22 protein-coding genes are annotated in these 25,853 nt (G+C 37.2%); 18 read left to right on the forward strand and 4 right to left on the reverse strand.

Going from position 1 to position 25,853, the window contains the following annotated elements; translation table 11 throughout:
* Window positions 1–324 precede the first annotated feature (324 nt).
* The 9 genes from HH304_RS11495 (at window position 325) to HH304_RS11535 (ending at window position 9,009) form a co-directional block, all read left to right on the forward strand.
* Window positions 325–954: a GNAT family N-acetyltransferase gene (locus HH304_RS11495; RefSeq protein ID WP_169681547.1), complete on the forward strand. Its 630-nt coding sequence runs from the start codon at window positions 325–327 to the stop codon at window positions 952–954.
* 56 nt (window positions 955–1,010) lie between these two features.
* On the forward strand, window positions 1,011–2,213 hold the full coding sequence (locus tag HH304_RS11500) for an argininosuccinate synthase (RefSeq protein WP_169681549.1): 1,203 nt from the start codon (window positions 1,011–1,013) through the stop codon (window positions 2,211–2,213).
* Window positions 2,206–3,186, forward strand: a complete 981-nt coding sequence (gene argC / locus HH304_RS11505) for an N-acetyl-gamma-glutamyl-phosphate reductase (protein WP_169681551.1) — start codon at window positions 2,206–2,208, stop codon at window positions 3,184–3,186. The genes HH304_RS11500 and argC overlap by 8 nt, the downstream gene beginning before the upstream one ends.
* A gap of 48 nt (window positions 3,187–3,234) precedes the next feature.
* Window positions 3,235–4,398, forward strand: a complete 1,164-nt coding sequence (locus HH304_RS11510) for an aspartate aminotransferase family protein (protein WP_169681553.1) — start codon at window positions 3,235–3,237, stop codon at window positions 4,396–4,398.
* On the forward strand, window positions 4,373–5,353 hold the full coding sequence (locus HH304_RS11515) for an N-acetylornithine carbamoyltransferase (protein ID WP_169681555.1): 981 nt from the start codon (window positions 4,373–4,375) through the stop codon (window positions 5,351–5,353). The genes HH304_RS11510 and HH304_RS11515 overlap by 26 nt, the downstream gene beginning before the upstream one ends.
* On the forward strand, window positions 5,325–6,110 hold the full coding sequence (argB, locus tag HH304_RS11520) for an acetylglutamate kinase (RefSeq protein ID WP_169681557.1): 786 nt from the start codon (window positions 5,325–5,327) through the stop codon (window positions 6,108–6,110). Before HH304_RS11515 ends, argB begins: the two co-directional genes overlap by 29 nt.
* Window positions 6,110–7,210, forward strand: a complete 1,101-nt coding sequence (locus tag HH304_RS11525) for a M20 family metallo-hydrolase (RefSeq protein WP_271711595.1) — start codon at window positions 6,110–6,112, stop codon at window positions 7,208–7,210. The genes argB and HH304_RS11525 overlap by 1 nt, the downstream gene beginning before the upstream one ends.
* A complete protein-coding gene (argH, locus tag HH304_RS11530) occupies window positions 7,210–8,502 on the forward strand; it encodes an argininosuccinate lyase (RefSeq protein ID WP_169681559.1) in 1,293 nt (430 codons plus the stop codon). Before HH304_RS11525 ends, argH begins: the two co-directional genes overlap by 1 nt.
* Window positions 8,503–8,619: 117 nt before the next feature.
* Window positions 8,620–9,009, forward strand: coding sequence for a 6-phosphogluconate dehydrogenase (locus tag HH304_RS11535; RefSeq protein ID WP_169681561.1), 390 nt, complete (start codon window positions 8,620–8,622; stop codon window positions 9,007–9,009).
* Between the two features lie 70 nt (window positions 9,010–9,079).
* Here HH304_RS11535 and HH304_RS11540 read toward each other — a convergent pair whose 3' ends face one another.
* From HH304_RS11540 to HH304_RS11550, 3 genes are all read right to left on the reverse strand, one after another.
* The gene (locus HH304_RS11540) at window positions 9,080–12,379 is read right to left on the reverse strand and encodes a VPS10 domain-containing protein (RefSeq protein WP_169681563.1); all 3,300 of its coding nucleotides are present in this window, start codon (window positions 12,377–12,379) and stop codon (window positions 9,080–9,082) included.
* A gap of 98 nt (window positions 12,380–12,477) precedes the next feature.
* Entirely contained in the window at window positions 12,478–13,485 is a 1,008-nt protein-coding gene (locus tag HH304_RS11545) for an amidohydrolase family protein (protein WP_169681565.1), read from the reverse strand.
* 150 nt (window positions 13,486–13,635) lie between these two features.
* On the reverse strand, window positions 13,636–14,268 hold the full coding sequence (locus HH304_RS11550) for a hypothetical protein (RefSeq protein WP_169681567.1): 633 nt from the start codon (window positions 14,266–14,268) through the stop codon (window positions 13,636–13,638).
* 252 nt (window positions 14,269–14,520) lie between these two features.
* On the opposite strand from HH304_RS11550, the gene HH304_RS11555 reads away from it, so the two are divergent.
* The 4 genes from HH304_RS11555 (at window position 14,521) to HH304_RS11570 (ending at window position 19,634) form a co-directional block, all read left to right on the forward strand.
* On the forward strand, window positions 14,521–15,579 hold the full coding sequence (locus tag HH304_RS11555; protein ID WP_169681569.1) for a CNNM domain-containing protein: 1,059 nt from the start codon (window positions 14,521–14,523) through the stop codon (window positions 15,577–15,579).
* A gap of 6 nt (window positions 15,580–15,585) precedes the next feature.
* Complete coding sequence (locus HH304_RS11560) at window positions 15,586–16,152, forward strand: acyl-CoA thioesterase (protein ID WP_169681571.1); 567 nt, start codon at window positions 15,586–15,588, stop codon at window positions 16,150–16,152.
* Between the two features lie 165 nt (window positions 16,153–16,317).
* The gene (locus tag HH304_RS11565) at window positions 16,318–18,762 is read left to right on the forward strand and encodes a TonB-dependent receptor domain-containing protein (protein WP_169681573.1); all 2,445 of its coding nucleotides are present in this window, start codon (window positions 16,318–16,320) and stop codon (window positions 18,760–18,762) included.
* A 125-nt stretch (window positions 18,763–18,887) separates the two neighbouring features.
* Window positions 18,888–19,634, forward strand: a complete 747-nt coding sequence (locus HH304_RS11570) for a DUF3291 domain-containing protein (RefSeq protein WP_169681575.1) — start codon at window positions 18,888–18,890, stop codon at window positions 19,632–19,634.
* Window positions 19,635–19,647: 13 nt separating this feature from the next.
* Here HH304_RS11570 and HH304_RS11575 read toward each other — a convergent pair whose 3' ends face one another.
* Entirely contained in the window at window positions 19,648–20,898 is a 1,251-nt protein-coding gene (locus tag HH304_RS11575; protein WP_169681576.1) for an NAD(P)/FAD-dependent oxidoreductase, read from the reverse strand.
* Window positions 20,899–21,116: 218 nt separating this feature from the next.
* Between HH304_RS11575 and HH304_RS11580 the strand changes: the two genes are divergently transcribed.
* From HH304_RS11580 to HH304_RS11600, 5 genes are all read left to right on the forward strand, one after another.
* Window positions 21,117–22,109: a cation diffusion facilitator family transporter gene (locus tag HH304_RS11580; protein WP_169681578.1), complete on the forward strand. Its 993-nt coding sequence runs from the start codon at window positions 21,117–21,119 to the stop codon at window positions 22,107–22,109.
* Window positions 22,109–22,351: a hypothetical protein gene (locus HH304_RS11585; RefSeq protein WP_169681580.1), complete on the forward strand. Its 243-nt coding sequence runs from the start codon at window positions 22,109–22,111 to the stop codon at window positions 22,349–22,351. The genes HH304_RS11580 and HH304_RS11585 overlap by 1 nt, the downstream gene beginning before the upstream one ends.
* A complete protein-coding gene (locus tag HH304_RS11590; protein WP_169681582.1) occupies window positions 22,329–23,042 on the forward strand; it encodes a hypothetical protein in 714 nt (237 codons plus the stop codon). Before HH304_RS11585 ends, HH304_RS11590 begins: the two co-directional genes overlap by 23 nt.
* 65 nt (window positions 23,043–23,107) lie before the next feature.
* Entirely contained in the window at window positions 23,108–24,796 is a 1,689-nt protein-coding gene (locus tag HH304_RS11595) for a 1-acyl-sn-glycerol-3-phosphate acyltransferase (protein WP_169681584.1), read from the forward strand.
* Window positions 24,777–25,853 carry an NAD(P)H-dependent glycerol-3-phosphate dehydrogenase gene (locus HH304_RS11600; protein ID WP_169681586.1) on the forward strand — a complete coding sequence of 359 codons (1,077 nt, stop codon included), beginning with the start codon at window positions 24,777–24,779 and terminating at the stop codon, window positions 25,851–25,853. The genes HH304_RS11595 and HH304_RS11600 overlap by 20 nt, the downstream gene beginning before the upstream one ends.

The following is a 25,853-nucleotide window of genomic DNA, read 5'->3' on the forward strand; positions in this document are numbered from 1 at the left end:
AAAACTTTTGTCTTTATTTTACGATTATAATAATGAGAGTTATCGAATGCGATGATGCGATTGTTTTATAAGAAATAATTGCGTTATCTTTGTAGCACTAATGAATAATAACGGAACATATAGCAAATCATTTATGGCGACATTTACTCCTGTCGTTCTTCCGTTATTCTATGCTATTAGATCTAGGAGGCCCCTCGCGGGCACTATCTGATATTGTTGGGTTACGTACCCGGCACTCCTCCAATGTTGACGCATTCAGTCAGAAAAAAATCAAGAAAAACTTAATTGAAGTTTAATCTAACAATTTAATTTATTTACAAAAAGATGGAAACAATAGTTGCAGTAGCAAGTGAAGAACATTTGCAGTATGCATCACACATCTGTAAACTTATCGAGAAAGCTGCTAAACAGAGAGGGACGGGAATAGCGAAGCGACACCCACTTCAAATTCAGCGTAAGATGATGGAAGGATCAGCGATAATCGCCTTAATTGGTGAAGAGGTCGCAGGGTTTTGCTACGTTCAACCTTATGAGAAGGGTAAATTTGTTTCTCACTCAGCTTTAATCGTAAATCCTAAATTCCGTGGTAAAGGGATTGCCAAAATGGTAAAACAGCGAGCATTTGATCTTGCTGTTGAAAAGTATCCTGATGCCAAAATTTTTGGAATTACAACTAGTTTACCTGTATTAAAAATTAATTCCAACCTCGGCTATAAGCCAGTTACTTTTGATCAGCTCCCACAAACTGATGAGTTTTGGGATGGATGTAAGCAATGTAAAAACCACGATGTACTTATGCGTACTGGTAGAAAACATTGTTTATGTACCGGTATGGTATACAATCCGGCAGATCAGAAATCTATTTTACCGGCTGTAGAAGTGCCTAAAATCAAGAAAGGTATTTCCGGTATGATGAATTTTTTCAGGCGCAGTCCAAAACCTGTAACTGTGTAAATCTGAATTAATTCATTAACAACCTACGGTTGAAGGTAAAACCGTCATCAAATAAAATGGAAAACAAAAAAGTTGTATTGGCTTACAGTGGTGGACTGGATACGTCTTACTGTGTCAAATATTTAACGGAAGTTAAAGGTCTCGAGGTTCATTCTGCATTCGTTCATACCGGAGGATTTTCCAAGGAGGAATTAGAAGAAATCGAGAAGAATGCATACACCATTGGTGTGAAATCGCATACTACACTTGAGAAAACAGAAGAGTTTTATCAGAAGGCAATTAAATACTTGCTTTTCGGTAATGTACTTCGTAATAATACCTATCCTTTATCCGTTAGTGCCGAACGAGCATTTCAAGCCAAGGCAATTGTGGAATATGCACAGTTAGTTGGTGCGGGTAAAGTAGCACATGGATCTACTGGTGCAGGTAATGATCAGGTTCGTTTTGATCTGATGATCAATGTTTTGGCTCCGGATATAGAAATAATTACTCCTATACGAGATCAAAAATTAAGTCGTATGGAAGAAATTGAATTTCTAAAGAAATATGGAGTCGAGAAAGAATGGTCGAAAGCCAAATACTCAATAAATAAAGGTCTTTGGGGTACTTCTGTAGGAGGTGCTGAAACTTTGACTTCTAATCAACCATTGCCAGAATCAGCCTGGCCAACGCAGGTAACATCTAAGGAACCGATGGACATCACACTTCATTTTGAAGAAGGTGAATGTGTGGGGCTTAATGGAGAGAAGATGTCACAAACTGACCTTATCTTCAAATTACATCAAATTGCTGCTCCTTATGGAATAGGGCGTGATATTCACGTTGGTGATACAATCATTGGTATCAAAGGTCGTGTTGGATTTGAAGCAGCAGCTTCATTGATATTAATTAAAGCACATCATCTTCTTGAAAAGCATACTTTGTCTAAATGGCAAATGCAATGGAAGTCACAATTAGGCGACTGGTACGGAATGATGCTTCATGAAGCTCAATACCTTGAGCCTGTAATGCGTGATATTGAAGGGTTTCTTTCTTCAACACAGAAATCTGTTACAGGAAAGGTCTTTATAACACTACTTCCTTATCGTTTTCAATTGAATGGAATTGAAAGTGAATATGACATAATGCAATCTAAAGCCGGACAATATGGTGAAATGAATAATGCATGGTCAGGTGAAGACGTAAAAGGATTTACAAAAATATTATCAAACGCATCTAAATTATATTATCAAGTTAACAAACTAGAGAAAAATGCTTAAAACAGGAATTATAGGAGGAGCAGGATATACAGCAGGAGAACTAATTCGTTTATTGATAAACCATCCTGAAGTGGAAATTTCATTTATTCACAGTAATAGTCAGGCAGGCAAACCTGTTTGGTCTATCCATCAGGATCTTATCGGTGAAATTGACATTAACTTTACAAATGAGTTAAGCAATGATGTTGACTTAGTTTTTCTTTGCATGGGTCATGGTGCCTCTGTAAAATTCTTAAAGGAAAAGGGATTATCAGAAAATATAAAAATCATTGATCTGAGTAGAGACTTTCGTCTTAAGCCAGAGGATAGCTGGAATGGAAAACAGTTTGTCTATGGTCTACCAGAAAAAAATAAACATTTGATCAAAGAAGCTGAGGCAATTGCTAACCCAGGATGTTTCGCAACTGCGATACAGTTAGCTCTACTTCCTGCAGCTTCAGTTGGTGCATTTAAGGATGAAGAAGCTCATGTTCATGCCATTACAGGTTCGACAGGAGCTGGTCAAAAACCGACAAGTACTTCACATTTTAGCTGGAGAAATAACAATATGTCTGTTTATAAAGCTTTTTCTCACCAGCACCTTGATGAAATTAAACAGCAGATGGCTGAAGTTCAAGGTGAAGATGTTAAAGGAATAAACTTCATTCCAATGCGTGGAGATTTCACCAGAGGGATATTTGCGACAGTTTATTTCAAAAGTGATATGTCTGAAGAAGAAGCTAAAAACCTTTATGAAAACTTCTATAAAGATGCTGCTTTTACTCATGTTTCAAATGATGAAGTTCACTTGAAGCAGGTCGTGAATAGTAATAAGGCCTTGATCAAAGTTGAGAAGCATGGCGACAAAGTTATGGTTACTTCAATGATAGATAACCTGCTTAAAGGTGCTTCTGGTCAGGCTGTTCAAAACATGAACCTGATGATGGGCTGGCCTGAAAAACTTGGTCTTGGATTAAAACCTGTCTTCTTTTAGTAGTAAATTATATAAATCAATAACTGAACTTAAGAAATAACATATAAAATGGAATTATTTGACGTCTACCCGCTGTTTGATATTACACCTGTTAAAGGCGAGGGGACATGGATATATGATGATAAAGGAAATAAGTACATGGATTTCTACGGAGGTCATGCAGTAATTTCTATTGGTCATAGTCATCCGCATTATGTTGAAAAAATTAAAACACAGGCAGAGAATTTAATATTCTATTCTAATTCAGTTCAAAACCCGATTCAGCAGCAATTAGCCAAGAAGTTGGGTGAGTTGAGTGGTATGGAAGATTATCAGTTGTTTCTGTGTAATTCAGGTGCTGAAGCCAATGAGAATGCTATTAAACTCGCTTCATTTCACACCGGTCGTAAAAAAGTTGTAGCTCTTCATAAAGGATTTCATGGTCGAACCAGTGCTGCGGTGGCTGCAACGGATAATCCAAAGATAGTAGCACCAGTCAATGCTAATCATGAAGTTGAGCACCTTCCGATGAATGATATATCTGCATTGGAGAACTCACTTAAGAATGAAGATGTTGCTGCACTGATTATTGAAGGAATTCAAGGTGTTGCAGGTTGCTACATGCCTGAAAAGGAGTATTTACAGGAAGCTGAAAAGCTTTGTAAGAAGTATGGAACCATGCTTATCATGGATGAAGTACAGGCCGGTTATGGTCGAAGCGGGAAGTTTTTCTCGTTCCAACTTTCTGACCTTAATCCGGATATTGTAACTATGGCTAAAGGTATGGGAAATGGTTTTCCTGTTGGAGGAATATTAATCGCCCCTCACATTAAGCCATGGAAAGGTATGCTGGGAACCACTTTTGGTGGGAATCACCTGGCTAGTACCGCTGCACTTGCAGTATTAGAAGTAATAGAAAATGAAGATCTATTAAATAAAGTTACTGAAAAAGGAAAGTGGCTGGTTGAACAGTTAAAAGATCTTTCAGGTGTAAAAGAAATACGAGGTGCCGGTCTTATGATCGGTCTGGAGTTCAACTATCCCGTAGCTGAACTCAGGAAAAGCTTGTTAAATGATTACCGAATTTTTACCGGATCATCCGGGAATGCAAACACGTTGCGACTTCTTCCTCCATTAAATGTAAGTCAGGAGGAGATGCAGTTGTTTGTAAGTACAATTAAACAAGCAATTTCCAAATTAGAAGAAAATGAAACAGTTCACCTCAATTCATGATGTTAAAAATGTAGATGCCCTAATAGAAAAAGCACTTTTCTTTAAGCAAAACCCTATTCACAGTTACATTGGAGAACGAAAGGTACTGGGGATGGTTTTTTTTAACCCAAGTCTGAGAACCCGGATGAGCACGCAAAAGGCAGCATATAATTTAGGGATGGATGTTATTGCCCTTAATGCCGGAGCTGATGGGTGGGCTATCGAAACTAAAGACGGTGTTATCATGAATGGTGATAAACCTGAACACATTAATGAGGCCGTTCAGATTATGAGCAGCTATTGCGATATTCTGGGAGTGAGAACGTTCGCCGGGTTAAAAAATCGCAATGAGGACTATGCTGAGTCGATATTAACAAAATTTCTTGAACTTTCATCTGTTCCGGTACTAAGCCTTGAAAGCTCGACTCTGCATCCACTACAGTCATTAACTGATATGATGACGATTCGTGAAAATGGAATAAAAAAGCCAAAGGTAGTTTTAACCTGGGCTCCGCATCCAAAAGCTTTGCCCCAAGCGGTGCCTAATTCATTTTTACAGTGGGTTACCAAATCAGATGCGGAGGTGGTAGTTACCCATCCGGAAGGATATGAGCTGGATATTCAGTTTACCCAGGGTGCAACAATCGAGTATGATCAGAATAAGGCTTTTGAAGGCGCTGATATTATTTATGCTAAAAACTGGTCATCCTATTCAGCATATGGACAGATTTTGTCAACAGACCGATCATGGATGGTAACAAAAGAGAAGATGGCTTTAACAAATAATGCATCATTTATGCATTGCCTGCCTATACGCCGTAATATGATTGCAACCGATGAGGTTATTAATGAATCTCAAGTGATTAATCAGGCAGGGAATCGAGTGTGGGCAGCTCAGGCGGTATTAAATGAATTATTGAATTACGAAAAAGAGAATCCAAATATAAATGAGCAAGGATCAATTGCATATCGTTAAAATAGGAGGAAATATAACCGGGAATGAAGAGAAATTAGATGATTTCCTCCTTCGTTTCCACAAACTCAAAGGAAAAAAAATAATTGTACATGGTGGAGGGCGCCAGGCGACCGAGCTATCTGAAAAACTTGGAATTCAGGCTAAAATGCATGAAGGAAGAAGGATTACTGATGATGAGGCAATTACAGTAGCAGTTCAGGTTTATGCAGGTCTGGTAAATAAGAAGATTGTTTCAAAACTACAGGCTCTGGGTACAAATGCTATCGGATTGACAGGTGCAGATATGAATCTGATCAAGTGTAGTATTCGTCCAAAAGATCCGATTGATTTTGGCTGGGTAGGTGATATCGAGCCGGATTCTGTAAATGTTGAACAGCTTGATAAACTGCTAAGTACAGGAGCTGTACCTGTTTTTTGTGCTATTACCCATGATGGAGCAGGTCACTTGTTAAATACGAATGCTGATACTATTGCTTCCGCATTATCAGCAGGCATGGCAAAGGTATACACTGAAGTCGATCTTACGTATTGCTTCGAGATGCCTGGGGTGATGCGTGACATAAAAGATCCCGGATCGCTGATTAAAGAAATTGATTCTAAGCTTTATGATCAGTTGAAAGCAGAGGAGGTGGTAAAAGACGGGATGATTCCAAAATTGGATAATGCCTTCAATGCCATAGAATCCGGGGTGTCAAAAGTACATATTCAGGAGGCTTCAACTTTAGGAAATGAATCAGGGACAACACTTATAAAATAATGATGATTGCAGATAAGATAGATATAGATAAGCAGAGATTGGGAAAGCTTCAAAGTGAAGCAATTGAGACTTTAAAAAATCTGATTTCAAATCCAAGTTATTCAGGTGAAGAAACTGAAACAGCACTTATACTTGAAGGCTGGTTAAAAGAATATGGTTTTGAGCCTAACAGACAATTTAATAATGTGTGGGCAACAAGCCCTGGCTTTGACGAATCTAAACCAACAATATTATTAAACTCACACCATGATACTGTTTTCCCAAATGAAGGGTATACAAAAGATCCTCATACACCCATAGTTGAAGACGGAACGCTTTATGGCCTGGGTAGTAATGATGCAGGAGGTCCGCTAGTAAGCTTACTGGCTACATTCTTGTATTTTTCGCAGGAAGATGAAGTGCCTTTTAATCTGATATTTGCCGGAACAGGTGAAGAAGAAACTTCAGGTCCACACGGATTAAATAATCTGATACCTGAGTTGCCGCATTTTGATTATGCAATTGTTGGTGAACCTACTCAGATGGAAATGGCCACTGCAGAGAAGGGACTAATTGTCTTGAAATGTGTAGCTAAAGGCGTTTCAGGGCATGCCGCAAGAGATGTAGGTGATAATGCTATTTACAAGGCAATGAAAGATATTGAATGGTTTAAATCTTACAGTTTCGGCAATGATTCACCGAAACTGGGGCCGGTTAAAATGACTGTAACAATGATAAATGCAGGGACTCAGCATAATGTTGTTCCTGATACCTGTGAATTTACTGTCGATATTCGAACCACAGATACAGTTTCAAATGAAGAGGTTATGAAGGTTGTAAAGGAAAATATCACTTCTGAAATTGTAAGTGCATCAACCCGATTGAGACCTTCAGGAATCTCAGACTCTCATCCGATAGTACAAGCAGCAAAAGAACTGGATATTGTAACTTTTGGTTCACCGACAATGTCAGATCAGGCTATGATCGAAGGACCATCTATTAAAATGGGGCCTGGTGATTCAAAGCGTTCACATACTGCCGATGAATATATAAAGCTCGATGAAATAAAACACGGAATTGAAACTTATATAACACTGCTAAAGCAGGTTAATCATAACTAATGAGTAAGCAAGAAAAACTTTGGTCAAAAGGGAAGCCCCTGTCTGAAAAGATAGAGGCTTTTACAATTGGGCGTGATCTTGAATTTGATAAGATCCTGGCTAAATATGATGTTATAGGATCAAAAGCCCAGGCAACTATGTTAGCAGAATCGGGCTTGATTTCTAAGGAAGAAGGACAACAGCTGGTTGCAGAATTAAATGGATTATTTAATGAAGTGATTGCAGATGATTTTGTTATCCCAACAGGATATGAAGATGTGCATTCATGGATTGAAGCCAGGTTAACTGACAAACTTGGAGATGCCGGAAAAAAAATTCACACTGCCCGATCAAGGAATGACCAGGTTTTGACTGATCTTCATTTGTATTGTAAGGACGTTCTGTCTCAATTGATAGAAAAAACTGAGCATCTTGCATTATTGCTGGTTGACCAGGCAAAGAAGTTTAATGATACAATAATTCCGGGTTATACTCATCTTCAAGTGGCAATGCCTTCTTCGGGAGGAATGTGGTTTTCAGCCTATGCCGAAGCACTTGCTGATGATCTGATAGTCTTAAAGTCGGCACTTAAAATAGCTGATCAAAACCCATTGGGGTCTGCTGCCGGATATGGTTCATCTTTTCCGATAGACCGTGAAGTTACCACCAATGAAATGGGCTTTTCACAGTTAAAGGTTAATAGTTTTGCAGCCCAGTTAAATCGCGGGAAGCTGGAGAAAAATGTGACCAACGCAATTGCTTCTGTTGCCCAGACCATTGGTCGATTTGCAATGGATGTATGTCTTTATAATAGCCAGAACTTTGGTTTTATAACCCTGCCTGATGAATTGACTACCGGAAGCAGTATAATGCCTCACAAGAAAAACCCTGATGTCTTCGAATTAATCAGAGGAAAATGTAATCTGCTTCAGGGCGTGCCATTTCAGGTGACTTCACTGATGAATAACCTTCCGGGAGGTTATCATCGGGAATATCAATTATTAAAGGAGCTGTTATTTCCATCAGTTCATGATATGATGTCAATTCTTGAGATTCTTGAGTTTGCAGTACCTCAAATGAAATTGAAAGGTGCTGATACGAAAGATGAAAAGTACAAACTGATGTATACAGTGGAGGCAGTGAATGCTGAAGTAATGAAAGGCAAGCCATTTAGAGATGCATATAAAATTGTTGGTGAGCAAGTTGAAAATGGTTCATTTAGCATTGAAAACGGAGATCAAAATTATACTCACATAGGTAGTATCGGTAATCCCGGATTTGATTTGATTATCAAGAAGATTAAAGCAGAGTGATAATATACTTACTATTGACTCTGGCTAATTCTTTGGGGTAAAAATCTGTCTATCTCTTGCAGGGTATGGAATATTCTGTTTAACTTATATAATATAGATCACTTTTATTTGAATAAGATGGACAAGATCAAAAAGATATTCAGGTGGACAATTGGAATAATTATCGTAGCAGCAATCGGGGTGTTTTTATTCCTTAATTATGCTAGCTATAGTTCCGGTTACAGAGTTGGTACACCCATAAAGCTAAGTAAGAAGGGGATGGTTATTAAAACCTGGGAAGGAGAGATGAATATTGGCGGGTTAACCAGTTCAGATGAAGGTGTTATTCCTACCTCATGGCAGTTTTCAATCCACGGTAGTGATAAAGATGTAATAGAAAACCTGAATGCTGCGATTGAAAATGGTAACAGAGTAAAGTTATTCTATAAAGAAAAATATGTCAGGTTTTTCTGGCAAGGTGATACCAAGTACTTTGTTTACGAAGTTGAAAGCGTAGGGAATAAGTAAAGAATATTTATAAAAAAGAATTAAAAAGCCGGTGTTGAATAATTCACCACCGGCTTTTTTTTGATTAATTTCAATTAATCCCTTCAATATATGGCCCGCCAGATTGTACAATTTTATCTGCTAGGTTTTTCATTTCACTATTAATTGAATTTATTTCCTGTTCTATTTCTTTTATTTCACTGTCAATGATTTCCATAGTTTTAGCGTGTGTGTCAGTTGGTCCGTATGTAGAGTGACTAATGCCTTTATATATTGCAAACATCCTGTCATTGATTGTCGGATCAGTTTTTTCACCTGCCTGAGCCTGTGCTTGATTACCATTTACTTTAGTGTTTAGGTTGTTGATCCTGTTTACTAATTCCTGATAAGAAGATGCAAAGGTTCCTGGCTCTGCTTGTGTTTTTTCAATAGCCCGTTCAATAGCTTTTATTTGTTTATTAAGCTCTCCCAATTCTAATTGAGCTTTTGAAGTTCTCTTAATTTTATCTTCATAATCTCTAAGAAATGAAGATAATTCTGAATGGGTAGCACCTTCAAGAGCACCTTCCCGTAATGGAACAACCTCAAATTCTACAGGACCCGAAAGTATTGTGCTTACACCATCAATAACCTTCGATAAGGTGGCAGAATATTTTCCCGGAGGGGCTAGCAGACCATCAAATTCAAGTTCGTTTTCCGGACCTTCAGGTTTTTTTAATGTGATTGTTTCAGGGGCTGGATATCTAAGATCCCATGCAATAGTGTGAAAGCCTTTTTTTGGATCACCGGCTATTCTTTTTATCACATCTCCATTCGAATTTTTGATAGTAAGCCAAACCTCAGGTCCTGGTATAGAAGCTTCTTTTGCCAACTCATCGTATCCTGGAAAAGGAATGTCTGCTTTTTTCTCATTGAGTATTTTCTCAGCTTCTTTTCTTATTTCAGCTTTACTTTTATATCCTTCTTTTAAGTAATATCTGAAAACAGCCCCAAAGTCTGGGTTGGGTGCTGTAAAATGTGAATTTCCCTGTGAGCCAACTTTTTCATTGAACCCCAAATGTGATTTTGGAATATACCACCATGCTTTTCTGGTTGGAAAAAGAATTGCTTCTTCTTTAAGCGTTTCTTTTGATAAGTCTCTTAAAAATTGATAGTCGTCTAATATATAAAAACCGCGTCCGAATGAGGCTCCAATAAGGTCATTTTCCCGACGTTGAATTGCCAGGTCACGGAAAGATATCGTAGGTAAACTTTCAAACTTAATCCATTTGCTTCCTCCATCAATTGTAAAGTAGATTCCAAACTCTGTGGCTGCAAACAGTAAATCTTTGTCAATATGATCCTGAACAATTCTCCAGACGAGTGTTTTTTCAGGAATGTTTGATTTTATGGATGTCCAGGTTTTTCCCTGATCTGTACTTTTTATGAGATAAGGAGAAAAGTCTCCATATTTATGATTGTCAAGAGCTGCATAGACTGTATTTTCTTCAAACAGGTCAGCTTTTATGTCATTTACAAAGGCAGTTGAAGGTATACCTGCGATGTTACCAACTTCTATTTTACGCCAATTCTCACCTCCATCATTTGTAACCTGGATTAAGCCATCATCAGTTCCTGCATAAATGATATTTTCATTTTGAGGAGATTGTGCCAATGAGGTAATGGTATTGTAGTTTGACATTGCAAGAAAGTCCCATGGATTGTCATAGCTCTGTTTTCTCCCCATAATCGGAAGTTCAATTCTGTTTTGATTCCTGGTTAAATCTCCTGAAATGGCTGTCCATGAATCACCTCTGTCTTCGGATTTCCAGACTCTGTAAGAGGCAAATAATAAAGTTTTCGGGTCATGTGGGCTAACCAAAATAGGGGCATCCCAGTTAAATCTTTCATGTGGTTCACCTTTTGTAGGTTGAGGCTGAATATCTGTAACTTCACCAGTGATCATATCTATTCTTGAGATATTACCTTCTTGTCGCTCTCCATACATAATATTTGGGTTGCCTGGTTCGGTGGCAGGCTGATGGCCATCCCAATTAAGCACAACCCGCCAGTCGGAGTTTTGGATACCATGATAATTATCCGTTCTTGAAGGCCCTCCTTCAGTACTATTGTCTTGGGTGCCTCCGAAAACATTATAAAATGGCTCAGCGTCATCCACTGCAACTTTATAAAACTGTGTTACCGGAAGGTTTTCGATGAACTTCCATGTTTTAGCCAGGTCAAAACTTTCGTACAAGCCTCCATCAGTACCAACTAACATATAATTAGGATCGTCTTTTTTGAATGCAATTGCATGGTTGTCACTATGTTTTGATTCGTTAGAAAACCGATTAAATGTCTTTCCTCCATCAGTAGAATATTGCATCCAGACATCTACCAGGTAAAGCCTGTCGAAATGGTGAGGGGAAGCGTATAGTTCCTGGTAATAGTGAGGTCCTGTTGCTCCGGAAACTGCATCTGATTGTTTGGTCCAGCTTGCTCCTCTGTCAGTTGATTTATAAACTCCGCCGGTTCTTCTTTTTAATTCGATAGCAGCATATATGATATCCGGATTTTGAGGTGAAATCGCCAATCCAATTTTACCCATGTTTTCTTCTGGCAATCCTTTAGTTAGTTCTGTCCAGGTTTCTCCTCCATCGGTACTTTTGTGTATGCCAGAGCCAGGGCCTCCACCCATGTAAGCAGCAACAGTACGGTGTCGATCCCAGGTTGCTGCATATAGAACATCCGGATTTCTTGGATCAATCAAAATGTCGGTTACGCCTGTCCACTCTTCATTTCCAAGAGTTTTATTCCATGTTTTCCCTCCGTCAATTGATTTATATAAACCTCTTTCACCTCCCTTACTCCATAAAGGACCTTGAGCGGCTACCCATATGATATCTGAATTTTCCGGATGAATAACTATTTTTGAAATGTGTTCGGAATTTTTAAGTCCCATGTTTGTCCAGCTTTCACCACCATCCATACTTTTATAGACACCATCACCATATCCGACATGCCTTCCTCCAACATTTTCACCGGTACCAACCCACACAATATTCGGATTTAACTGATCTATAGTTACACAACCAATAGAGTAGGAGGTTTGACCATCAAAAACGGACTTCCAAGTTGTGCCGGCATTAGTTGTTTTCCAAACACCGCCCGAACCAACTCCTACAATCCATGTGTTTTCATTTTCAGGATGTATGGCTATGTCTGCAATTCTCCCAGACATAAATGCCGGACCAATACCTCTGAATTGAATGCCTGAAAATGTTGAATCAAGAAGTAATTGGATTTCAGAATTTGTTGTATTTGATTTTTTCTTTTTTTGAGCGTTTAATGGTAAAACAGAGATGATCATTAATATCACTGCCAGGTAGGAAAGTAGATGTTTAGGTTTCATAAGGTTTTTGGATGAGTGTATTCTAAAATATGATAATAAGCTTATTAATCAAACAAAATGTTTGTTAAAAAGGTAATAGTAAGGAGTTGATAATAAGCTTATTCTGAGTGGTTTTTATGACCTTTATGTTGTCTAATAGTTTCTAGAGATAAATCCAGAAATCTGGCCGCGTTATTGTAAAAAATATCTTCTTTAACTTCCATAGTTAACGGTGCGGAATTTACATGGTTAATAGCAGTTTCTATTTTGCCAGTAAAAGTCATCTGATCACTTCCAAACATAATTCTTTTGCCAAATCCGGCATCGACAAGTTCGTTTAGAAAATTATGTAATTCCTTTTCTTCCAACACCCATGAAATAACTCCCAGATCTACATATACTTGAGGGTGTGCATACATTAGTGCTTTCATTTCATCTACAAAGGGCCAGCCGGCATGCATTATATAGATTTTCACTTTTGGATGCGATACTAAATGTTCTTCAATTAGTAGTGGTCTGGCCTGGGATGCACGGGTTTCAGGATAGGCAAAGTAAACTCCACCTGGAGGGCCTCCGGGTAAAATGTGATAGGCAATTGGGATTTCTAATTCTTCTGCCAAATCAAACAGTGGAGTTAAAGAATTGTCATCTGGTTTTATTCCTGCATAGTTGGGAGCAACTTCACCTATTATATCTAATTCACCTTTGTTATGCCATAGTTTTAGCGAATCGATATTAATTTCATTTGGGTTGATGATTATTTGTCCCTTAATCACTTTTTGAGGATGCATTGAAGCCCATTTTTTTACCACCTGATGTGAACCTGATGATATCATGGTCATAACTATGTTGTGTTTTTCCATCATATCGGCAGTTTCCTTTTCATGGCTGGCAACATCCTTCGAACCCATATATTTATCTCCTGTTGTCGGATTGGTTACTTCCCCGAATAATGGATTGGACTTATCATAGGCATGCATATGCATGTCAATTATCGGCCCCTGATATCTAAGGTTTTCTTCTGTATGGTTTTTTGGTTGATCATCTTCTGAAGCAGTTGATTTGTTACAACTTGAGAATAATGAGATTAATATAGTTGTGGTAAGGATGAAAATAAGATTTTTCATGGTATATTGGCTTTGATGCAGTTTTAAGTTACTGAAAATCAATACAAAATGAAAGAGAGAACAACCTTCGTTAATTAGATAAAAAATAAGGAGGGCTCCATGAAAACCCTCCTTTTACTAACCAAAAAAATCCGCAATTATGAAAAAATATTACCAACTTTTATATATCTGACCTCCTACATAAATACTTCCACCTGATCTACTTCCTCCTCCGGTTCTTGTATAGCGTACATCCTCATGTCTATGGTCGTGTCCTTTGCTTTTATGTCCTTTGCTATAGTGTTTATCACCATGACCCTTGTGGCCGTGGCCGTGTCCTTTATTATGTCCATGACCTTTGTGGTGACCATGTCCTTTACCTGGGTGCTTTCCATGTACAGGATGACTTCTGTAATGAGAGTCACAGCAGTACCCGTGTCTAGGCTGATAAACTCGTGTGTAGTATGCTTCATGAAATCCACAGTGATTTCCACAATGGTGACCATGCATTGGGTTTGATCTTAATCTTCGTTCTCTTATGATATGACCACAATCATCATATGTTACTTCAAAAAATCCTCTTCTTCCTTCTAAAACAACAGTGAAAAATGTATGTCCACGATCCATGTATCTATTTGTATGTACCCAATTGTATCCTCTGAAATCATAACTTACCGAACGGGCAATTCTTCCCGGTACTCCCCATTCATGAGATACTCCAAATGATGTTACAAAATGCTGGGCCTGTATTTCAGATACGAATCCAAATAAAACCAAGGCGATAAAAAGTACTGCTTTTCTCATAGCTTTAAAAATTTGATTCATTATGTGTAATACAATTGCCGTGCCAAAAATTAATTCGGTTAATTTAATTGAGTTAAGTAATTGATAATCAGTATTTTGTTGTTTTGGTGTTTTTTTGGTTATTCGATTCGGTGTTATAAAGGTTAGGTATTTTGGTATTGATAATTGATTAAATGAAAGTTTCGGTTTAAGATTTATTTTTTAAATTGCCTCAACAGTAATTAAATAGGTTAAGTCTTATCAAATAATAGTATGTTCTTATTGTTCTTTTACCTGGGGCTTGCTTTAGGATTTTCATTTCTTTGTTCAATTCTTGAAGCTGCCTTGCTAAGTATTACACCTGTATTTATAAAAGCTAAAGAGCAGGAAGGAGCCACTTATGCAGCTGAGCTAAAAAAGCTTAAGGAGAATGTTGATCGCCCGCTTTCAGCAATACTTTCTTTAAATACAATAGCACATACCATAGGAGCTGCTGGTGTAGGTGCTCAGGCCGGAATAGTTTTTGGAGATGCTTACTTTGCTTATATTTCAGCAGCTTTAACAATTCTGATACTTATATTTTCAGAGATTATACCAAAATCATTGGGAGCAAAATACTGGAAATCATTGGCTCCGTTTGTTTCAAAGACATTAAAAATATTAGTGGTATTGATGTATCCATTAGTTTTTATTTCAGAAAAGATTACAAATCTACTAGGTGGAGGGGGACATATAGCAGCTCCGGGAAGAGAAGATATAGCTGCGATGGCTGAATTGGGTACCGAAGCAGGAGTATTTGATAAAAGCGAATTTAATATTATCAATAACCTGATAAAATTTAAGAAAATAAAAGTTGAGGACGTAATGACTCCTCGCACAGTAGTGCTGGCAGCCAATTCTTTAATGACAATTAAAGAGTTTTTTGATAAAAAAAGCTTTTTGAAGTTTTCAAGGATTCCAGTTTATAAAGATACTATTGATCATGTTACGGGATTTGTCCTTAAAAATGATGTAATGGAAAAGCTTGCTTATAATGAATATGATTTGCCTCTTGCTCAGATTCAAAGAATGGTATCCATAGTTCATGAAGAAGATGCCATTCCAGAAGTATTTGAACTTTTGCTTACAAAAAAAGAACATATAGCTCTTGTAGTTGATCAATATGGAGGGATGGCTGGAATTGTAACCCTGGAAGATATTATTGAGACCTTGCTGGGGTTGGAAATCCAGGATGAACTTGATAGTACAAAGGATATGCAACAATTAGCGAGGAAAAAGTGGGAAGAAAGAGCAAAACAACTTGGATTATACCCTAAAGAAAACGAAGAATAATTTTTTATGAGTAATCAACTACAGCCCAGACCTGTTAAATTTTCTGCTACTACTATTACCGAATTAATGTTACCTTCTTATGCAAATTTTGGAGGTAAAATACATGGAGGCTATCTGCTTTCTATGATGGATAAGGTTGCATATGCCTGTTCTAGTAAGCATTCAGGTGCCTATTGTGTGACTGTGTCGGTAAATGCTGTTGATTTTTTATTGCCTGTGGAAGTTGGTGATCTGGTTTCAATGCTGGCTTCAGTAAATTATGTTGGCAATACCAGTATGGTTGTTGGAATTAAGGTTATTGCTGAAAATGTAAAGACAGGAGAGGTTAAACATACCAACACTTCTTATTTCACCATGGTTGCCAAGGATGAGAATGGTAATACAGTTAAAGTACCACCTTTATTACTTGAATCTTCAATTGAGGTACGTCGTTTTGTGGAGTCTATTAAAAGAAAGGCTCTGAAAGAAAAGATTACCAAAACGATGAATGAAGAAAAAATAACTTTTGATCTTAAAAAAGAACTCCATCATCTCAAGGGGCAAAGATGTATTCTTTCCGATAATATTTCCTGATATTTTAGTGTCCGATTGTCCATTGTTGTTTTGAAGGTGTACGTTTTTGAACACTCTTTTGAAATCGCTGATTATTTAAATAGTTGATAATCAGTATTTTATAATTTATTGTTTCGTTTGGCACGAATCTTCTTGTATTGAATGCGAATATAAACACGCATGATTATGAACCAAGAAGTACCAAATAAAGCCTATTTACTTTTAGTAATTTTCTTTCTCTGTTTTACCACAAACGCACAGGAAAGTGGAAAACTATCGGGTAATGTAAAAGATCAGAATTCTCAACCTGTTCCTTTTGCAAATGTTGCTATTCTAAACGCTGGAGATTCATCTCTTGTCTCAGGAGCTGTTACTAACGAAAGGGGTGACTTTTCAATCGGATCTCCTAAATCATCAGGAAAATATATGTTAAGATTAAGTGCTATAGGTTTTGAAACTATATACACTGAATCATTTAACGCAAGTGGTCAAGGATATACCAAACACTGGTCTGAATTATCTCTTCCGGAGGTTACTCAAAACCTGGAAGGTGTTGAGGTAAGAGCAACCAGACCAACAGTTATCGTTGAAGCTGATAAAACTGTTGTTGATATTGAAAATTCTGCTTTAACACAAGGTAATACTGCGCTTGAAGTGTTAGAAAAGTCTCCGGGTGTATGGATTGATCAGGATGGTAATATCCAGTTGAATGGTAAGCAGGGTGTATTAGTTATGATCGATGACCGTCGTACCTATATGACTGCCAAAGAACTACAGGCACTTTTAAATTCAATGTCAGCTAATAATATAAAGAATATCGAATTAATAACTAATCCATCAGCTAGATACGATGCTGAAGGAACTGCGGGTATTATAAATATCAACCTTAAGAAAGGAATAGATACTGGTTTCAATGGAAGTGTTACCATGGGTTATCGCTATAACAAGCGAAATGCATATAACGGCGGAGTGAATTTTAATTATAAGAAGGGTAAAATAAGCTCTTTTGTACAGGCAGATTATAACCGTTGGGCGCACTGGAGAGAGCTAACCATGAGAAGAGATTTTATTACTCAGGGTGAAGGTCAATATATGGAGCAAGTAGCAAACCACGAGCCTACTTATGATAACTTGAATATAAATGCCGGATTTGACTTTGAGATAAATGATAAGCATTCGGTTGGAGTTATGGTAAAAGCATTTGGTTCTGAAGGTGAAGGCAATTTCGATATAAGAACATACAATTATGGTGAACCAACATTCCCTGGATTTATCAAAGCAGATAATGATATGGATGAGGAATCTACTAACAAGTCTGTAAACTTCCATTACGTTGCAAAACTTGATTCAAGTGGTTCCAGATTAAGTATGGATCTGGATTATGTGAAAAGAGAAAATGATAACTACTCAACATTTACTAATCAAGTTTACATTAGTGAAGGTGGTGAATTCTTAACTGAAGAAAATTTCAGAAATATAAACCCTACTTTCTTTGATATCTATTCAGCTAAGATGGACTATACCAAGCCATTTGGACCGGGTAAAAATCTTGAAGCTGGTTGGAAATTAAGTAGAGTAGTTTCTGATAATAATGTTATGTTTTCAGCCTTTGATCAGGGAGAATGGGTATTAGATCAAAACAGATCAAATCATTTTATCTACAAAGAAAACATCTATGCAGCCTATGCTAGTTATGGTTTTCCTTTAACTAAGAAAATAAGCGTTAAAGCCGGACTTAGATATGAGAAAACTGTAGCTGAAGGTGAGTCAGTTACCTTAAATGAAGTCAATGACAGAAGTTACGACGGTTGGTTTCCAAGCTTATTCATAAATAATAATGTAAGTGAAAATTATCAGGTTGGATTGAATTACAGTAGAAGAATCCAGAGACCAAATTATGGAATGCTTAATCCTTACTTCTTGTATCTAGACAGATATACTGTTGCTACCGGTAATCCAAATTTAAAACCTGTATTCACTCACTCGATAGAATTAAATCAGACTTTCAAGAAGAAATTTATAGTCGGATTGGGATATAACTACTCTAAAGATATGTTTACCGAAGTGCCAGATGCAGATGTAGATAGTCGTCTAGTGGTATTTACACCTCAAAACCTTGATGACATGCATGATGCTTATGCTAGATTTATAATTCCGGTAGACGTAGCTGAATGGTTTTCAATAAACAACACTGCAGTAGTTAGTTATAAGCAATTTAGTTCTGTAATTGAAGGTGAACTAGTTAGTAACGATCAGGTTAACACCTATTTCCAGTCTAATTTCAGCTTTGTATTACCTAAGAATTTCAAACTTGAATTAACAGGTACTTATGTTGGTCCTAATGTATGGGGGTTATACCAGATTCAGGAACAGTACTGGGTTAACTTCGGAGTTAAGAAGAGTGTCATGAAAGATAAGCTATCATTAAGCCTTAACTTCTCAGATATCTTCCATACTCAGCGATTTAAAGGAACTGTTGATTTACCAGATCAAAACACTCAAATAGGTAATGTTTGGGCATCACAAAACGTGAATTTCACTTTGAGATATACCTTTAGCCAGGGAAAACAATTTAAAGTAAATACAAATAGAGGTAATCTTGAAGAATTAAATAGAGCAGGCGGAAACTAGTTGATAGTTGATTGCTAAATCCCTTGCTATAGCCGGCCTCTTTTAGAGGTCGGTTTTTTTTATTGTATGTAAGTATTTGATGGTGAGTGTAAATGGGTTATTTTAAATAAAAAACACAATTCATTATGAGTAAAATCACATCAGTTTGCTTTATGAGGTTTAAAGGGTTTAAAAATAAACTGAAGGCGATGACAATGATGAATGAAGGCCATGGCTATTTACAAAAGGATACCGGGGATAAATTCTATAAACTAATGGGAAGTGGTGCCGGGAATGGATTTATACCCTACCCGGATTGGTCAGTATTTAGTTTGATAACTACCTGGGATACTGAAGAAGATGCTTATCTGTTTAATCAGGAAGGCCAATTTTTTAAGGAATATGATCAATATATCTCTGAAAAATGGACATGTTTTCTTTTCTGTATCCAATCACATGGCAATTGGGAAGGACAAGAACCTTTCGAAGTAGATATAAGTAAGCAAATTGACAATGATGAGCCAATTGCCGTATTGACAAGGGCAACTATTAAAACTTCAAGTATTATTGATTTTTGGTCGCATGTATCTGGAGCAAGTGCTGCTTTGAAGAATAATCCGGATCTGATTTATGCTAAGGGAGTTGGCATTTTTCCATTTACACGAATGGCAACATTTAGTATATGGAAGAGCCTGGAGGGGATGAAGAGCTTTGCTTATAATAAAGATGGTCATAAGCAGGCAATGCAAAAGGCAAAGTCCAGGAAATGGTTTGAAGAAGATCTTTTTGCCAGATTTATTATCTATGATGCGGTTGGTGAGTTTGAAGGGATAGAATTTGAGAAATATAAAAAAGTGCCGCTATCGGGGGAAATAGACGGCACTGTAAGTTAACCAACAAAACAAATCACATTTTACCTTTTAGCATCTTATTCCAATACAAATAAGGCAAACCATATTTCTTGAGAATCCATAGAAACCAACTTTCCTTGGAAGTATCCATGAACTTACTCAAAAGTGGGTCACTGGCTCTGACATTATTATAGTTAAATTCGGCTAATACCATTTTGCCATATCCGGTTACCAGTGGACAAGAACTATATCCATGGTATTTTGGGTCGTCCAATTTGTTGTTTTTGATCAGGTTTAATATGTTAGCTACTACCACAGGTGCTTGTTTTCTTACTGCCGCACCGGTTTTTGCTGTAGGCAACGCAGCTACATCTCCAAGGGCAAATATTCTAGGGTATCTAAGGTGTTGTAATGTTTCAATATCTACATCAACCCATCCGGCATTTGGTCCTTCTTTTAATGAAATCGGAGAGTTTCTAATGAAGTCAGGAGCACTTTGAGGAGGAGCAAGATGAAGCATATCAAACGGAATGGCTACCTCGTTATCATCTAATAATTTTTCACCAATACTTCCATCAGGTTTAACCGGGCTATCTTCATTTACTTTGAAATAGGCTATATTATTTTCTGCATCAATTCTAGTAAGTACATATTTAAACTTTGTATTGATGTCGTAACGCTCAATTACCTTGTTTAAAGTGTCTGCAAAATCTTTCACACCAAAAATCACACCTCCTGGTGTTGCAAAGATTACATTAGTTTTTTCACTAATATTATTCCTTTCAAAATAATCAGATGCTAAGTACATTATTTTTTGAGGAGCTCCACCACATTTTATTGGTGTATTGGCCTGCGTAAACAAGGCATTTCCACCTTTAAAATTTTTTAATACTTTCCAGGTATGTTCAGGATCAGTATAATTACTACAGACAACACCTTTATCTAATGCTTCGGCAAGACCTGGTATTCCATCTCTATTTATCTGTATTCCAGGAGCAACTACCAGATAATTGTATTCAAGAATGTTACCGTTATCCAGTGTAACAGTGTTATTCTCAGGATTTATGTCTTCTGCGCGGGATTTTATCCATTTTACCCCTGATGGGATATAATCAGCCTCGTTTCGAATGGTGGCCTTCATATCAAAAGTACCAGCACCAACCAAAGTCCAGGCTGGTTGGTAATAGTGCTTTTCTGATGGTTCAATTAAACCAATATTAAGTTTTTTATCAGACTTGCGAACCAGCTGAGCTGCTGTCATTATGCCGGCTGTTCCGCCCCCTATAATCAGAACATCAAATTTCATGACTCTTTCTTTTTTTATTCAATTAACAGCTTTTTTAAATAAGAAAAAGTGATAATAGTCACTTAAGAGGGTGATATTCATGAAAATATGCTCTTTTGCATTTATTACTATTCTTGATGAATTATGATAACCGTATCTAATGGATTAAATTATGACCGGTTATCTATTTTGATAATCATCTTTTTCATCAATTCTAAATAGGCTGGTCAAAAAATTATATGGAGAAAGAACAGAAAATTCTGGGTTTTCAAAAAGTGATAATCTTCGTAGGAGTAATCCTGATGGTTATAAAATTCATAGCCTATTTTCATACCCGGTCTAATGCAATTCTTTCTGATGCTCTTGAGAGTATTGTAAATGTTCTCACAGGTAGTTTTGCCCTTTTTTCATTGTATCTGGCACAACAGCCAAGAGATATAAATCACCCATACGGACATGGTAAAATAGAGTTTATTAGTGCTTCTATTGAAGGTACCCTCATTATTATAGCAGGTATTTTAATAATAGGTAAGTCAATTTATAACTTTATTATTCCCAATGTGGTTAATGAACTGACTATAGGGATATGGTTAACGGTAGTAACCGGATCAGTAAATGGATTGATGGGTAAAGTTTCAGAAGTTAGAGGGAAAATGATTCACTCTCCAACTTTAGTGGCAGCGGGAAAACATTTGTTTTCTGATTTTATCTCAAGTATAGGACTGATATTGGGGTTAGTATTGATTTACTATACTGGAATTATCTGGCTAGATAGTTTGATGGCTATAATATTTGGTTTTGTAATTATATTTTCGGGTTATAAGGTTATCAGACATTCGGTTGGAGGGCTTATGGATGAAGCTGACGAAGAAATAATGGAAAGTATTGTTAAAACTCTGGATGCCAATCGTAGAGAGAGGTGGATTGATGTTCATAATCTTCGGACACAGCGATTTGGTCATTTAGTTCATGTGGATGCTCATGTTACTCTTCCATATTATTTGAGCCTAAAAGATGCTCATGACGAACTGAAAATCATGGATAGTCTGGTTTCGGAGCAATTTAAGGAGACTGAGTTTTTTATTCATGCTGATCCATGTATTCCAACTAGTTGTCCCGTATGCCGTATATCTGATTGTCCGGTAAGGAAATCGCCTTATCTTGGTACAGTAACTTGGAAGGTCAGGGAGACCATGAAAAATAGAAAGCATACAGCTAACGACCTTAAATAATGAGAGTAGTAAAAGAATTTTCACATAATAACATAAAGTATAGCGTTTTTTCCTGGAATGAGAAATATTTGCTCAAGGCAGAAAGAGGGCCAATGGAAATAACATTGAAATTTGCCGAGCTTGATTTAATTGGAGAACCTGATTGGGAGGAACTGGTATCAAAAGATCTTGAATCCCGAATCGAAGAGCAACTTAAAAACCTGGGGACAATTTATAAAGATGCGCTTCAAAAACTGGGATAAGAAAATTAGAAATATTCCTCCGGAAAAATCATTCCCGGTAGCTGAATTTCAATGGAAGGATGGTAGCCGTGATTCTTATCTTAGGTTATTTACCAGGCATCTTGAGATAGACAGGCTTCGAGAAAATCATGTTCACGAACTAAAAGGATTACAAAGTGTGCAGCTTGTAAAAGGTCATTACCTGGGATTTATCTGGGCAGGAGGAATATTATCTTGCCTGTCGATGGTAGCCTTATTTACTTATTATGATCATCCTTTATTAATGATAAGTTTATTCTTTGTTGGAATAATGCTCATTTATATTGGAGGAATGGGTGGTCCGGCTATTCAAATTAATGAAATTAAAAATCGTACTCTGGTTTTATTGAAAAAGAGGCCTCCTCAGTTTAATGATTTTCTTAAAGTTTTTTATGCCCTCAAAAATCAGGGATTTGATCAGGCAGAAGGACTGTGGCTTACCTTAGATGATGAAGAAATTGAAGAACTTAATAATCAGGGGATTATTCATTTAAATGGTCAACGAAAGCTGGAATTAAACCCAGGTTTTTCACTACAACATAGAGTTTTAATCGATTGGCCAGTATCAGATGTTATGATTAGTTTGGAAGGTAATAAATTGGATATTGCTGTCAAAGATTTTAAATTAAGAAAGATGCAAATAAAACAGTGGGTTTCTCCGGCAGCATCGTGATTATTCAAGATTAGTTGATTAATTTAAATTGTATATATTTGCCGGTTGAATCTGAGAACTATTCTATGCAATCAGACGACACTATACGTCAGGAAAGATATAAACCAATAATACCAGCTCCACGAAAATGGCCTGTTGTTCAATTAAGTAAAAACAGCAAGCAATTTATCGAAGAGGTGATAGATGATACCTTTTTGCGTATCAAAGAGGTGAAATCCACTCGTGAAGAGCTTATTGAAGAGCTGGAAACTACATTATACCGTGAAAAACTCCGGGTAAAACGTAATCCATGGAAAGTTGATCCACCGGATGATGCGGAATTCTGGTCAGGGTTAAGATCAGATCTAGTATCAATAACCGGGTCACTTGAAAATCCGGATACGGATGAACGGCTTGATGAACTGCTTAAAACTATTATCGCAAGATATGCGAATGAGATATTAAGTAAGTTTAAGCCTAGTTCTTACCGGTTTGCCAGGTCATTTGTGAAAACCGGGTTTACCAGATTACTTAATGCTACTCACGTTAAGGGGTGGTCTGCTCTTTGGAGTAAGAAATACACTCTTAATGATCAACTTCATATTGTTGGTGAAACCGAGCAGATAAGGACGTTGGCCCAGAAAGGAACTATCGTTTTACTGCCAACTCATTTTAGTAATCTGGATAGTATTTTGATTGGTTGGGTTATTCATTCCTTAGGGTTACCTCCTTTCATTTATGGAGCAGGACTTAACTTATTTAATATTGGGATCATTGCCTATTTTATGAATAGCCTTGGAGCCTATAAGGTTGATCGTAGAAAGAAAAACCTGATTTATATAGAAACACTAAAGACTTATTCGAATGTAGCTCTTCAAAAAGGCGTTCATTCTTTGTTCTTTCCAGGGGGAACCCGATCAAGGTCAGGACAGATAGAAAAGAAACTCAAAAGAGGTTTGCTGGGTAGTGTGATTGATGCCCAACGAATAAATTACGAGAAATTCACTGATGAAAACAGGAAGATATTTGTAGTTCCTGTTACAATAAACTACCATTTTACTCTTGAAGCCCCGGGCTTGATTAACGATTATCTCAAAATGATGGGACAAGAGAGATTTTATGTGGAAAGTGATGAATATTCTACTTCCTATAAAATCCTTAAGTTCTTGCTAAAGTTCTTTACCAAAGGATCAAGTATTTCTGTTTCTATTGGAAAAGGAATGGATGTATTGGGTAATTATGTAGATAATGATGGTCATAGTTTTGATAAAAATGGCCAGAGAATCTATACCCGTGAATATTTTATGCATGGAGATAAGATCGAGCGCGATGATCAGCGAGATTCGGAATATACTAAAATCCTGAGTGAAAAGGTTGTTAAAGAATTTCACCGTGTAAACAGGGTTTTTTCATCACATTTGGTGGCATTTACTGCTTTCAAATATCTGGAAAAGAAACACTCAAAATTAGATCTTTATAATTTATTACGTCTGCCAGAAGAAGACCAGGTCATTCCTTATGAAGAATTTAAAAAGCATTTTAAAGAGTATTATGATTGCTTGAAGAATTTGGAGGAAAAAGGAGAAGTTGGTTTTGCAAGACATATGAATAACGATATTGATGAGGTAATAAAGCATGGAGTGAATAACGTTGGAATGTATCATGCTAAACGACCGTTGATTTTCACAAAATCAGGAGATGTTACCTCTGAAAATTTGAACACACTTTTCTATTATCATAATAGAATGCTGGGATATGGACTCGAAGATCTCTAATACAAATCCACCTGTTGCTGTTTTAGGAGCGGGAAGCTTCGGTACGGCAGTTGCGAATTTACTCGCAGTTAATAGTCCTGTTTTTCTTTATGCTCGAAAACCAGAAGTGGTTGAAGAAATGAAGAGTACTGGTGTTATGCAAGGAGTAAAACTACACCCCAATATAACACCAACATCTGATCTGGAAATGGTGGTTGATAAATGTACGACTCTTTTTCCGGTGGTGCCATCATCAGGGTTTAGAGACCTGATTCATGCAATTGCTCCAATGCTGCATCCATATCATGTATTGATTCATGGTACTAAAGGACTTGATATCCAGCTTGAAGATGGTGTTGATTTTGAAAATCAGCGAGTAACCAGACGACATGTGAAAACCATGAGTGAGGTGATTCGTGACGAAACTGTAGTAGTTAGGGTAGGTGCCCTTGCCGGACCAAACCTGGCTACAGAACTTGCACAGGGCTTTCCTGCTGCTACGGTTGTAGCTAGTCCTTTTAATGAAGTGATACAAGAAGGTATCCGCCTACTTAAAAGTGATAAATTCCAGGTTTATGGTAATAAAGATATCATTGGTATCGAACTTTGCGGTGTTTTAAAAAATATCATAGCCATAGCTTCCGGGGGTATTTCCGGAATGGGTACAGGTGAAAACAGTAGAGGATTATTAATTAGTCGTGGTATGATTGAAATGATGCATATCGGCCGATTATTTGGAGCTGAACCAGAGGCTTTTATGGGGCTTGCAGGTATAGGTGACCTCGTTACCACCAGTTATAGTACGTATAGCAGAAACTTTACTGTTGGTAACCGACTGGCGAAAGGTGAAACCCTTGACGAAATACTGGCCGATATGGATGAAGTGGCAGAAGGAGTAAATACTATCCGTATTATAAAGAAACTTACAGAAACTTCTGGTTTAAGGGCTCCTATAACTGAAAACCTATATAGGGTACTGTTTGAAAACATGCCTGTTAACGAAGCTATAAGTACCTTGATGAAATATCCATTCAAAGTGGATGTATCAATGCCAGACAGGATTACTGAGGCTACCTGA

The sequence above is a fragment of the Marinigracilibium pacificum genome, from assembly GCF_012926615.1.
Taxonomy (GTDB): domain Bacteria; phylum Bacteroidota; class Bacteroidia; order Cytophagales; family Cyclobacteriaceae; genus Mangrovivirga; species Mangrovivirga pacifica.